General features: G+C 41.7%; 14 protein-coding genes and 1 tRNA gene. 10 read left to right on the forward strand and 5 right to left on the reverse strand.

Translation table 11 applies throughout. The features are described from left to right. Positions 1-15: 15 nt before the first annotated feature. From AC1XUD_RS19140 to AC1XUD_RS19150, 3 genes are all read right to left on the reverse strand, one after another. Complete coding sequence (locus tag AC1XUD_RS19140; RefSeq protein WP_483362653.1) at positions 16-459, reverse strand: GNAT family N-acetyltransferase; 444 nt, start codon at positions 457-459, stop codon at positions 16-18. 2 nt (positions 460-461) lie between these two features. Then, entirely contained in the window at positions 462-1,121 is a 660-nt protein-coding gene (locus AC1XUD_RS19145) for an oxidoreductase (protein WP_483362654.1), read from the reverse strand. A gap of 198 nt (positions 1,122-1,319) precedes the next feature. Continuing rightward, positions 1,320-3,968, reverse strand: coding sequence for a DUF7133 domain-containing protein (locus AC1XUD_RS19150; protein WP_483362655.1), 2,649 nt, complete (start codon positions 3,966-3,968; stop codon positions 1,320-1,322). A 503-nt stretch (positions 3,969-4,471) separates the two neighbouring features. On the opposite strand from AC1XUD_RS19150, the gene AC1XUD_RS19155 reads away from it, so the two are divergent. From AC1XUD_RS19155 to AC1XUD_RS19195, 9 genes are all read left to right on the forward strand, one after another. After that, positions 4,472-4,942 carry an Lrp/AsnC ligand binding domain-containing protein gene (locus AC1XUD_RS19155; protein WP_483362656.1) on the forward strand — a complete coding sequence of 157 codons (471 nt, stop codon included), beginning with the start codon at positions 4,472-4,474 and terminating at the stop codon, positions 4,940-4,942. 67 nt (positions 4,943-5,009) lie between these two features. Further along, the gene (locus AC1XUD_RS19160; protein WP_483362657.1) at positions 5,010-5,363 is read left to right on the forward strand and encodes a PadR family transcriptional regulator; all 354 of its coding nucleotides are present in this window, start codon (positions 5,010-5,012) and stop codon (positions 5,361-5,363) included. Positions 5,364-5,399: 36 nt separating this feature from the next. Then, complete coding sequence (locus tag AC1XUD_RS19165; protein ID WP_483362658.1) at positions 5,400-6,422, forward strand: energy transducer TonB; 1,023 nt, start codon at positions 5,400-5,402, stop codon at positions 6,420-6,422. 214 nt (positions 6,423-6,636) lie between these two features. Beyond that, positions 6,637-7,350 (forward strand): DUF4369 domain-containing protein, encoded by a 714-nt coding sequence (locus tag AC1XUD_RS19170; protein ID WP_483362659.1) that lies wholly within the window; start codon positions 6,637-6,639, stop codon positions 7,348-7,350. A 125-nt stretch (positions 7,351-7,475) separates the two neighbouring features. After that, positions 7,476-7,991 (forward strand): 3'-5' exonuclease, encoded by a 516-nt coding sequence (locus AC1XUD_RS19175; protein ID WP_483362660.1) that lies wholly within the window; start codon positions 7,476-7,478, stop codon positions 7,989-7,991. 228 nt (positions 7,992-8,219) lie between these two features. Further along, a complete protein-coding gene (locus tag AC1XUD_RS19180; RefSeq protein ID WP_483362661.1) occupies positions 8,220-8,396 on the forward strand; it encodes a hypothetical protein in 177 nt (58 codons plus the stop codon). 121 nt (positions 8,397-8,517) lie between these two features. Continuing rightward, positions 8,518-8,591, forward strand: a tRNA-Ala gene (locus tag AC1XUD_RS19185). 102 nt (positions 8,592-8,693) lie between these two features. Beyond that, positions 8,694-9,032, forward strand: a complete 339-nt coding sequence (locus AC1XUD_RS19190; RefSeq protein ID WP_483362662.1) for a hypothetical protein — start codon at positions 8,694-8,696, stop codon at positions 9,030-9,032. Positions 9,033-9,522: 490 nt separating this feature from the next. Next, positions 9,523-10,131 (forward strand): hypothetical protein, encoded by a 609-nt coding sequence (locus AC1XUD_RS19195; protein ID WP_483362663.1) that lies wholly within the window; start codon positions 9,523-9,525, stop codon positions 10,129-10,131. Between the two features lie 156 nt (positions 10,132-10,287). On the opposite strand, the gene AC1XUD_RS19200 is transcribed toward AC1XUD_RS19195, so the two are convergent. Beyond that, positions 10,288-10,590 carry a hypothetical protein gene (locus AC1XUD_RS19200; RefSeq protein ID WP_483362664.1) on the reverse strand — a complete coding sequence of 101 codons (303 nt, stop codon included), beginning with the start codon at positions 10,588-10,590 and terminating at the stop codon, positions 10,288-10,290. 98 nt (positions 10,591-10,688) lie between these two features. Between AC1XUD_RS19200 and AC1XUD_RS19205 the strand changes: the two genes are divergently transcribed. Then, positions 10,689-11,069 (forward strand): hypothetical protein, encoded by a 381-nt coding sequence (locus AC1XUD_RS19205; protein WP_483362665.1) that lies wholly within the window; start codon positions 10,689-10,691, stop codon positions 11,067-11,069. A gap of 66 nt (positions 11,070-11,135) precedes the next feature. On the opposite strand, the gene AC1XUD_RS19210 is transcribed toward AC1XUD_RS19205, so the two are convergent. Then, complete coding sequence (locus AC1XUD_RS19210; protein WP_483362666.1) at positions 11,136-12,677, reverse strand: RagB/SusD family nutrient uptake outer membrane protein; 1,542 nt, start codon at positions 12,675-12,677, stop codon at positions 11,136-11,138. Positions 12,678-12,681 lie beyond the last annotated feature (4 nt).

Genomic DNA, 12,681 nt, shown 5'->3' on the forward strand with positions numbered 1-12,681 from the left:
TTTTATAGCTGTTTGCTAAAAGTACCTTACAAGCTTCACATGCGATTTCTCAAAACCTTCTCTTTGATAAAAACGGTGGGCGTCTTCGCGATAGGCTCTTGATGTAACTTCAACCTGAATGGCACCGTTGCTTTTTGCGAAAATTACGAGTTGCTTCATCAGTTTTTTACCAATTTCCCTTGAGCGATAGGAGTCGTCGACATACATTTCCTGGATCTCGGCTACAAAAGCGGTATGATGCAGGAGTGGTTGAATATGGCAGCTGCCCATCCCGACCGGAATTCCGTCGCTTTCTGCAATGAAATATCTAACCCAGGGATTCTTCATATTGTGTTGTATTACAAAATCAAAGTTGTCTCGATCCAGGACCTTGTCTTCGAGTTCACAAATCATTTTGTACAGACTATCGGTGTCTTGCAAGTTGGCTTCTCGTATGGAAAGCGACAAATCGGGGGTCATTTCTAAAAATTTTGTAATTCATCAGATTCGTGAATAAATATACCGTTTTCTGGCTTTTTAGCAAAAGAAACCATGGCATTAGCCACCTTATTCCCTTCAATTGATTTGTATTTCTTCAACTTGCCGATCATGAGTGGGTTAAAGAGTTTAAAAACCGAAGCTCCAATCTTTTCTCCCAATCGTTTTTCGTTGCGTTCTCCGAGCAGGAGTGAAGGTCGTAATATGTGAAGAGTAGGATAATTCAGTTCTTTCAACTGTTTCTCTACTTCACCTTTTACCTTATTATAGAATATCGATGAGCTTGGGTCTGCTCCCATCGCTGTTACGATTAGAAAGGACGATGCTCCATTTTTTCGCGCCGCCTTCGCAGTTTCAACAGGATATACCAGGTCCACTTTTTCAAATGCAGGTTTGGATCCCGCTTTTTTTATCGTAGTTCCCAGGCAGCAAAAGATATGATCTGCTGCGATAACAGATGCATCTGGTTTGTCGAAATCAAAGATGATCTCGGTTAATTTAGTATTCTTTATATCCAGCGGTTTTCGGGTGAGGATGATCACTTTCGAATAGTATGGGGAGTGCAAGAGTTTCGTAAGCAAGAGATTTCCCACCAGACCTGTTGCGCCTGCAATTAGTGCTGTTTTACCGTTTGTGTCTGACATTGAGTAAGTTATTTAGTATACAGATCAGGGTAGTTTGCAAATGGTAACTAAAAAACCGTTCCACGAAATTGCACATTCTAACTCTGTTTGTAATCGATATAACTAATATACATCGTTTCTGGACGGACACAAAAAAGGTATCCGTGAATGCTCTCAAAAACATTTCAGGATACCTCTTTTATTCCAGTCAAAGGAAACTTATTTTTTTTGCTGAGATAAGAAAGTGATCAGCGATGCGAATTCCTCGTAAGATAAGGCACTTGCCAAACCCGTCGGCATCATTGAAGTTTCCATTTCTTTTCTGCTCAAGATGTCGGAAACCTTAATGTTATACGTCTGACCAGTTATGTCGCGAAGCACCAGTTTTCCAGCTGATTCCTCGGTAACAAAACCCATATAGCTCTTGTCTCCTTTGGCTGTAATCAGCACAGAAGCAAAGCCTTGTGAAATCGATGCGTTTGGTTTAAGGATTGATTCAGCAATTTGTTCACGCGTCATAATCGAGCCAATTTGCCCCATAAATGGTCCCTTCATCGTTTCGGTACGGCTCAAACTATGGCATGCCACACACCCCTGGTTAGTGAAAAGTGTTTTTCCAATTTTCGGATCACCATTTATTTTGGCCATCGCCAGCATTACGTCTTCAATTGATGACTCGCCTACCTGTCCTTTTTTATTTCTGATTTTTTCCAGATCAACCTTCACCTCTTCCTTTGCCACCGTTTTTTCATCCCCGCCAAACTCAGTGATTTCCATACGATGTCTTGAGTTCAAATCGGCAAAGAATTGTTTGTCAGCGCCAGGCTTCTCAAATTGTTTAGTAAGAAATGCCTTGATCGCGTCTGACGATCCCCAGGTGATACCTTTATAATATGGCCCATGCGTGTCCGGACGTGTACTCCACCACCATGAACCATCATATGGTGCCTCTTCCAAATAAAGGCGAGACAGCGTGGTGATGATCTCATTTTTAGTATTCGCGTCACTGGTTTTGTCATATGCCGCAATCAGGCCGCTCACCGCTTTTGGATCGTGCATATATTTAAGTGCCCACAAAGCAAGCGCTGAATTCTCTGTGCCGATAGCCTTCACACACGCCTCTACGGCATTGATACTTACAAGCGCCCTAACCGCCAAATGTGGTGCGACAATTGCGGAATTAGGAGTAGCGTGAGGACCTTCAGTATCTTTTGCAGGAGGTGCGAAGTTCGCGGGAACAGGTACTTTCAACAATGCTGTAGCCGCTTCAGCTCTTCCAAGCCGGCCCAGCGCGATTGTAGCAGCCGTTCTCACCCTTGGAGACTCGTCGTTGAGTGCTGCAACGAATGGAGTAGTCGGAACATCTGCAAGATTGCCTTTTCTGTCAGTCACAGCGCGAATTGCATACTGCTTCATGTCCTTGTCATCCACCAGTGTAAGGATATTCTTCGTTCCCGATGCGCCGGTAATCTGCGAATACGTGTAAAGTGCTGCAACTCTGCTATATAAGGGTGCTTTTTGGTCGGCCGCAATTTTCCAAACCCGAGCCGCAGTCTGAGCTGCCGGTCTTGACAGTAATTCCTGCTGAGCGGCCAGACGGTTAACTGCGTTCTGAGCCTTTAACAGATCGCTAAGTTTAGCAACAGACAATTTAGAGAAGACAGGCTGTTGCTCATATTTCCAGTTTTTCGGAACAGCACGCACTACAAATCCTTTTCCAGGATTTCCGGAATATCCGGCTCCGTCCCATGCTGATAAGTACATTGTCCCGGCACCGTCAATATCAACGTCAGTGATCTGTGACAATTTGATAAATTCTTCTTCCTTTTGAGTAAAGGTAGGGCCATCAGGTTCAACGCGATGAACATAAAGCTGATTTCTGCCCCAGTCGGCCATCAATGGTTGATTATTGAATTTTTCAGGCCATCTGTTATCATTTATGAACAAGGAACCCGTCCCGGAGCCGCCGCCAAGATCAATCAGAGCCGGAATAATTTCGTTCGTAAAATGCTTGAAAAGAACCGGATAGCCATATTCTCCAGACTGGATCTGGTTGCTGAAGCGTATATTCCATCCGCCACCGTCATTCGTATTGTCGCGGGTGAAAACATTCATGTATGGGTCAATCGCTACATCGTATATATTGCGCATTCCGTGTGTGTAGATCTCCATTTCAGTACCGTTCGGGCGAACGCGCACAATACCTCCACCAAGCATGGTCATCTTTTTGCCGGAGCGATCTACCGCATCATGAAAACCAAAGTCACCAACGGCAATATATATCCAGCCATCGATACCCATTCGGATTCCGTTTGTAGCGTGGTCAGTACCACGGCTTTGCAGGAATTTTGGGGAACAGATATTTTGAATTAAAGGTTGCGGACCACCATCGGCCACGCCATCCTGGTTCTTGTCTTCAAATACAACAAGATCCATCCCGCTCGCTTTTTTCGTTTCAGCTGAAAAAGTGGTATGAAGAACATATACCTTGTCACCCATTGCAATGATTCCGCGTGGGTTATCAACTCGGGCAAAAACGGTGCTTTTGTCCATTGTACCGTCGTGATTGGCATCAACAAGGCGGACGATACTTCCCTTATCCGGCTGTTTTCCTAGTGAACCCATCATATCAACACCCACATATACCTCACCGGAAGCGGCGACAGCCATACAGGCCGGACTAGGTGTGACGTCGTGACTGGTAAAGTTTGTTACATCTAATTCTTCGGGCCATCCTTTCGCATTGGGTAGAGAATCTTTTGGTGTAACGACGATGGTTTTTCCCTGCTTTTGTGCTGATTTGAAGTAATTACTGTTCCAAAAGAGCAGCAGGAAAGCGGACAGAATACTTAAGGTTAATCTTAACATTTTGAAAATGGGGAATAGGATTTAGGATTTGAAAGGGTGTTGTTAATGAGGACCAGATGTCTATAAAAGAAAAACACGCAGGTTTCAAGACGAACCCGCGTGTCAAATTACACTTCATCAACAAACTAAAAACCAAATAAAACTAATACGAAAAAATTCGCTTGTCAAGTTTTTTTTGCTGTAGGAGGGGGATTCGAACCACCCACGGTGCGGTTAGCTACGGTACAAATACTGTTGGTGGTCCACCCCAGTCGGCCTAAGCCGGCATTATGCCGCGTTTATCCCTGATTCACCACCCCCGAGACAGGAGGGCATGGCTGCCAATTTCATCACCCTACAATGATAATCAAATCGAAATTTTAATGTCAATTGTCGATTTGATAGCGCAAAAGTAAGACGAAAAAATTTAAACCTAAAATATTTTCATTGATAATTCGTGAAATTTACAAATATTCCATAATTTGAACTCTATTATTGCGAATTATTCAAACGTTTAACTACTTATGCATAAATATTCTGAGATCGATAATACTGATTTAAGGATCCTTTCTTTACTAATTGAAAACGCGGCCTTACCTTATACTGAGATAGGAAAACGTGTGTTCGTTTCAGGCGGAACCGTTCACGTGAGAATGAAAAAATTGGAACAGCTGGGTATTGTCAAAGGTTCGCAACTCGTGATTGATCCTGCAAAATTGGGTTGGGATATAAGCGCTTTCCTTGGTATATATTTAGAAAAGAGCTCTTTGTATGAGGAGGTTGCTTCTTATTTGGAAAAAATTCCTGAAGTAGTGAATATCCATTACACTACTGGTATATATAGTATTTTCATTAAAATAGTTTGTAGAGATACGGGTCATTTGAGGGAGGTTTTGCATGACAAAATTCAGAAAGTGGATGGTATTCAGCGGACTGAAACTTTTATATCACTGGAGGAGCGGATCAATAGATCGGTGCCGCTGACGGAGGTCTGAAAATTATTTCATGATTTTTTGTATATATAAAAATCTTATATATATTTGAATTGAAAATTAAACTGATATGGATAGCAACGCGACAAGTAACGAATACGTTAGAGGGACATTGAAAACTATTGTCCTCAATTTATTGGCCGAACACGACCGCATGTATGGCTATGAGATAACCCAGGAAGTGAAAGACCGCACGGATGGAGCCATCGCACTTACCTTCGGAGCACTTTATCCGGTTCTTCATAAACTGGAACAGGAGGGTTTGTTAATAACGGAATCAGTAGAGGTTGACGGAAGACTCAGGAAATATTATTCCCTTACAACACCTGGAAGTGAGGCTGCTAAGGCAAAAACAAATGATCTCGAAAGATTTATGGAGGCTGTTAAGCTACTGCTTGCTCCCAAGATCCTTGCGACTGAATAAAATAGCATCATGGCGCACATTTAACTTTTTGATATCATGAAACGTCTTGACAACAACAAAATCGATCTTTTAAAAGAATATCTCCGAAACAATAATGTTTCAGGGGAATTGTATGATGAAATATTAGATCATTTGGCATGTGAGGCAGAGGAGCAGCTTTGGGATGGGAGGACCTTTGAAAAAGCTCTGGAACAAATTGTGACAGAGGCCGACGCGCAGACATTACGTTTTTTGAATGTTGAACATAAACATCTGTTAGCCATGGAAAATTCTTTAAATGACATTGTCTTCGAAAACAGAAACAAACAGTACGGAGCATACGACCTGCGTAAAGGATATGGAGAAACGGTACAACGGTCTGTTATTCTAGGAGTTACGTTTTTTCTTTTAATGGTTCTGCTGCCAAACTTATATGCGCGGTTGAAACCTGAACCGAAGAAAGATGATATCGCCTTCGAGGGTATTCTGGATGTGATTGATATCAAACCCACCGAAATAAAACAGGTAGTAGCTCCACCGGTTCAGCCTCCGGTGAAAGAGACGGTAAAGTTTGTTAATGTGCAGCCAACACAGGACTATCTGGTGGATCATGAAAGCACACCTCCGGTAGTCGAGGAACTGGATAATGCTGCACCAGGACAGGAGACGGTGGCAGGAACGGCAGATATTGATATCATTGAACCGCCGGTATCGGGTGTTGCTGACGCAAAATTGGAACGTGTAGAAGTGAAGGCGGAATCTGAAGCACCATACTTGACAGTGGAACAGATGCCGGAATTTGCAGGCGGCATGAAAGGGATAGGAGAGTTTCTAAGTAAAAATCTTAAATATCCGAAACCAGCTTCCAACGCTGGGATTGAAGGAAAAGTGATCGTAGAGTTCGTTGTCAATAAAGACGGCAGAGTTCAGGATGTAAAAACATTAAAGGGGATTGGATTTGGATGCGATGAGGAAGCAACCAGAGTCATTAAACTATTACCTTCCTGGACACCCGGAAAACAAAATGGTCGGGCTGTTAATGTAAAATTTGTATTGCCGGTTACTTTTGAGCTTAATTGAAAATAAAAAGCTTGCAGCGTAAACCCTTCTTTCCCATTTCACTCCTTAAGGTTTACGGACTTCCTCTATATCGAACACTTATTTGCGTATATAGTTTAGCGTTGAATCTGCAATAAGATTTTTATGGCTAAGTTTCTAAGAACAATTCGGAGAAAGGCGTCCGAAAAGGTGTTTTAAACTCGTATCGATTTCTACCTTAAATCAATTTCATATTATGAGAAGGACAAGCAATTTGTTTCTTACAGGGGTTCTTGTACTCTTGTTTGGTTGCCACGGAAAAGAAAATTCCAAAATTTCCGGAAATTTAAAATCTTCAAATCACCAACTGGAAGGTAAGATGGTGTATCTCGTCAATTTAAATGATTCTCGTAACCTGCTGGATTCTGCATTGGTAAGTTCAGGGAAGTTTGAGTTTAAAATGAAGAGAACGAAGAATGATGTTCCAGTTCGAATGGCCATTAAATATCGAGATGAAAGTCGGGGCAGTTATCTTCGAAAGGTGGGATATGTAAATCCATTTTATGGAAATGTGGTAGAAAGCCAATTCTATTATGATGGCGGTGATGTTAAATTGGAACTGGACCATAGCCGTCTTGACAAACTGATTAATGAGGAAATTGTCTTTAATATCAAAAATTTAGATATCCAGACGGACGTTGCCTTTCGACATCATCAATTTAAAAAGGGTTCTAATGGGCAAAAACATAATTTGAAGTTGATTAAGGAATATCCAAATTCTGTTGACCTTGTTTATCAGCTCTGGTCGGCTAAGGAGCAGTTTTCGAAAGAGGAAATTCAGGAGATGGTGAATGCTTTTGACCCATCAGTAAAACGGTCTGTTGATTATCTTGATCTGGTATGCTACTTAAATGATCCACTCGCAGACGCGAATGTTGGTGAAGTGAAATACATATTTGTAAATGATTGATTATGAATGGTTAGGTTTATTGAATAGCGCAGAGTGAAGAGTCTCCTTATTAACTGGAGACTTTTTCTATTATATTTGTGGGGTAAAAGGAAATATAAATCAAAGAAGGGTTCGCAGGTTTGCCGATGTATGCAATAGTTGATATAGAAACGACAGGAGGAGGACCAGGTGCGCGTATCACAGAAATTGCAGTTTTCAGGCATGATGGTACTGAAGTTGTGGATTATTTTCACTCTCTCGTGAACCCTGAGACATATATTCCCCCATTTATCACACGCCTGACCGGTATTGACAATGCCATGGTCAAAGATTCTCCGACGTTTGAGCAAATTCAGGACTCAGTTCGCAGATTGACGCAGGATGCCTGGTTTGTTGCCCATAACGTACATTTTGATTATGGTTTTATCAAACGCGAGTTCCAAGCCATTGATGAATACTTTCAGCGCGATTTATTGTGTACAGTGAAGCTCAGTCGCAAGATATTTCCGGGGTTTAAGTCGTATAGTCTGGGGAATCTTTGCAGCAGCCTCGCGATATCTCTCGAAAACCGTCACCGTGCCCACGGCGACGCAGCCGCAACTGTAAAACTCTTTGAGCTTCTGTTACAGAACGATAGTAAAAAATTGATCCCATTCAATTAAGCTCAGCAGCAGTCATATGTCACTAAATGGAGAATGGTAACCAATTTTTCGATTGGATAACTATACCTCAAGAAGACTGGAGCATACCCGATTTAGATCTTGCAGGAATCCTGACATGTAAACGAAGTGTGCTCAGCTCAGGCCTATATTCAACCCTTCGGCATTTCAGGTTGGAATAGTTTTTGATTAACGACCATAATTAATTATTAACTAAAAACTGATCAACTTATGAAAGCGCTTATCAATTTGCTCGTTGTCTTATTTTTCGGATTGTATATGACCAGCTGCGAGCTAGTAGGAACTATCTTCAAAGGAGGCGTTTGGACTGGAGTGATATTGGTTGTTGGGATACTTGTTGTTGTGATATGGGGCCTGGCGAAAGCATTTGGCGGGAGCAAGGATTGAAAATAGATATTCTGAGCCGCGAATTTTGTCCGCAGAGGCCTAATCTGGAGTTTCTAAATAAATATCAAAAGATGTTTGTAATTGCAAATTCAGAATAACATCTTTGCACACCAATTCGCGAGGGGATGTAGCTCAGTTGGCTAGAGCGCTTGCATGGCATGCAAGAGGTCGTGGGTTCGAATCCCATCTTCTCCACTTGATAATGAGGCACTTAGCAAAATTTGTTAGGTGCTTTTTTGATTCTTGACAGTATTCTTGACAGTACAAATTGAAATCACTGCTCAAAACACACTTAAAATGACCTCCGAAAAAAAGAAACCAGGTCGACCGAAGAAGGATCCGGGCGATCTGGCCAGTAACAAAAGATGGCAGGAGAATGCTAAGATTACGGACTTCCCGGAAAATGGTGAGATCCATAAACGGTTTTTCCATGCGTTGAATTATTTGGTAGAAAAGAAGGAAATCAAAAGCGTATGTGCTTTTGCGAGAAAGTATAACTTGAATACAAGTAACTTCTATGCGTTTAGAGATAACCCGTCAGAGGTGCCAGCCCTATATCTTTATTGGTTGACTGAGGAGTATCGGATATCAAGCCATTGGTTATTGACGGGGAGAGGGGAGATGGTTAATCGTTGACATGGTCAAACAAAAAACAAATATATGACTGGCCTTTGCTTGCTTTGTCGCGAACGGCCTGCTGAGAAAAAAAACACTCATTTTCTCACTGATGAAATTATTAGGCCTGCGCTTAACCTAAACGGTTCAACGAAGCGCGATAAAGGATTTTATTTTCGCTTGAATTCGACTGATCCTTTCACTAATGTCAGCATTCAGCGGAGCACACCAATTGAGATCGTGGAATCAATTATTGGGCGAGCAGTCGAATCATCAGAGATCAACTCGGCAAAAAAAAATACTGCGTTCTCGATCGGCTACAAGTTTTGTGCACGCTGCGAGTTAAAATACTTTGGACAGATTGAGCAGGACTTCTCAAAAAAAATTCTGCCATATCTTAGACGGGCTAATTCTCCAAGATCAAAATATAATGAGGAGGAATCCTTCATAATCAGTAATGTACGTTTACCTCCAATTATGGAGATATCAAGAGTGTTCGGATGTGGTATTCATGAGTAATGAGTCTCTGGAAATTATAAGAAACTATATATTAAACTATGGCACAGATTCTATCAACAATGTGAAACAATTTCCGTTGTATGTCGCTTTCCTGTTTATCGATATTGCGGGAAGAACAGAGGAAGCTTATAACAATGAGTTCACCTATCATCATGTTGGCACGGTAAGTATAAAAAGAGGCAATCAAATTCATTACATACTTTTAATGAATGACTTTGTAGTGCAATTCTTTGATAAAGAAGAGGATATAGCATTCTATGACCTATACAGCATTCACACTGAGGAGATTTTCCTGAAATACTTAAACGTTAATGAGAATTTCTTTTTAATCAACATAGTTTCTGACAAAAATCGACAACAATATTTGCGTAATATGGCAAAATTCCATTCCCCGGAGTTGAGCAGGAAGATTCGAGACCACATCATCAATAAGTACTTGTTTTTGTTTGGCAGGCTACCAGATCCTTATTTTATTGACTGTTTTGTCAATTATCTTCAGGAATTACCCTTTCATGCCGATAAAATGTCTCAACGCGGGCTTCATAATTATTTTATTGACTTCCTCCAATCATGGAGAGGCGGCGGCCCTCGTTTAAGGTAAAATTTAAAGCTACCAATTATTATCATGCACCCCAGCGCCATACCAAAAGCCTATTTGACCATATCAAGGTAATCATAGCTCCTCCGTTCAGCGTATAACCACTGGTAGCGCCTCTCAGAATATTGTATAGATAAAGGCTGGTCGTATTATTGCTGTTTAGCACCCTGATCTCCTTTCCATCTTTAATTGATAATAACTGAGTGTAAAAGAAAGGCCAACAATACCGGATGCATTCGGGAAAATATCAATGAAATCGTATTTTAACGGATCAAGCAGACGCGTGATACTTGTTGTGATGGTTTCTCTATACGTTGCCCGGCCATTCATTTGTGCCTCAGATGAATAATTTACCCCGTCTGACGAGAATATTGAATAATTTCTGAACCCAGCACCTGCATTCTTCGCGGAGGCAACTAACCCGAAATTATCACCAGTAGCATTAAGCTCCCTGAAACTCAAAAGAGTACTGCTGATATAGCTTTTACAGATGAAGACAGGATGGTTCTGGAAAACTATTTGAAAGAAACAACTTTCAGTTATATCTGTTCAAACGGTACATGCACTATGCTTTTATCCGACCTGCTGAGCTTCGTAATTTGAAGGTGAGGCACATTAATGTCGCGCAACGAGCGGTCATCATGCCAGGTGAGATTGCAAAGAACCGGAAAATGTCGATGGTCGCGATTATCCAATCTGTTTTGGAGATTATTGATTTAGCAGGTTATCAACCTGATCACTTTCTTTTTGGTGCGGGTCTGAAAACCGGATTGAATGCATGTTCTGAAAATATGCCTTTGAACTGGCACGCCGAGGTACTAAAAGCGACAGGCTTGAAAAACAAAAATTATACTCTTTGCTCTAGGAAACACACCGGAGCGGTAAATGCTTATCGCTCCGGTGTATGTATTCAATCCTTTCCTGATCAGTTCCAGCCCTAAACGGGTTTTGTCCCGTTAAAAAAGATGGCAAGTCCTCATTGGATAAAATATAAATTCATCATTATATTAATATCCAGGGTTCTGGTACATTCTCGTTGGATCGAGCTTGTACTCGTCAAACGGGATAGGGTAGTAGCGGTCTTTCACCCCAAAGTTGGACAACTTTGCCAGACCGTAGTTCGCCTGATTTTTAGCTTTCATATAAGTGACCAATTCGTCTGTTGTAAAGAAACGCAACAAGTCGAACCAACGATGGTTTTCGAACGCAAGCTCCACACGGCGCTCATGTAAGATGGCTAGCTTAAGTGTTGGGTATTTTGCCTGATATGCAGCGCTTTGTCTAGCCACTTCATAAGTTGGCATTCCGGCACGCTCTCTAACCTGATCAAGAAATCCGATGGCAGCGGCTTCATCGCCCAAATACATATTAACTTCAGCAAGCATCAAAATTACATCAGCATAACGCATTAATATCCAGTCGTTTCCGCCATATCCGTTTGTCGTTGCAGCCTGACTCGCGTCCCGATATTTGGTTATGAAATAGTCACGAACGATGGGATCTTCGGCAAATTTGACGGAAAAGCTTTTTCTAACATCATTTTCTTCATAATCCTGAACAAGGTCCGCTTTTACATTGCCACCTGCACCGGTTGATGTTACCAATGAATTGATTGTTTCACCTTTGGCCTGGTTGTTACGCGCGATGGAAGACGAGAAGTTGATATCACCCTGGCGGTTTACTACCTGGAAAATGATTTCCTGTACTGTAGATTTCTTGGTTACGTCAAAAACATCACCGTAAGGGATTTCTTTTAACTGCCCAAAAGTCCGCAGGTTGTAACTTGCCATCAAGTACGTTTTAGCTTCGTTCAGATTTGCAGTACGGCTGGCTGGATCCAACGTTGTAGCCATCGTCAGGTATACTTGTCCAAGCAACGCGTTGGCAGCAGCTTTCGTTATCTTACCTTTCAAAGCAGCTGTTTGTACAGCGGGTAGAGAACTTGCAACCGCATCTTTTAAATCTGCTACAATTTGCTGAAAAACTACCACCTGTTTTTCACGATAAGTGACGGCCTGCACTTCTTCAAGGGAGTTCAGGGGCGTTGTGATCAAAGGCACATCTCCCCACTTACGAACCAAATGGAAGTATATCAATGCGCGCAGGAATTTGGCTTCGCCTTTGTATTTCTCTTTCAGAGTATTATCAGTAAAAGTTACTTTTTCAATGCCCTGCAACACCTGATTGCTACGTGTTATAGTCTGATATAGAGCCAGCCAGTGCGTTTTTAAATAAGTGTTACTAGGCAAAAGTGAAAAGTCGTTGAACTGAAATGGCTCACCTGCATTCGACTGATTGTCGTTTCTTCCGGTGTTATCAGAGCGTTCTTCGCTGAAAAGTGCGCTGGTTTCGCCGATACCGTTTCCATTTCTAAGGGAATTATAGATACCGTTGACGGCCGCTTCAACGTCTCCTTCAGATTGGTAGTAAGTTTCGTTGGAAACCGCATTTGGATCTGAGAGATCAATGAAATCAGAAGAACAAGCGCTGAGTAATGACAATATCAATGCAGCGAGAATATTGTTTATTTTATATTTTTTCAAAAGCATGGTC

The organism is Dyadobacter sp. HNCC25DJ184 (genome assembly GCF_056895215.1).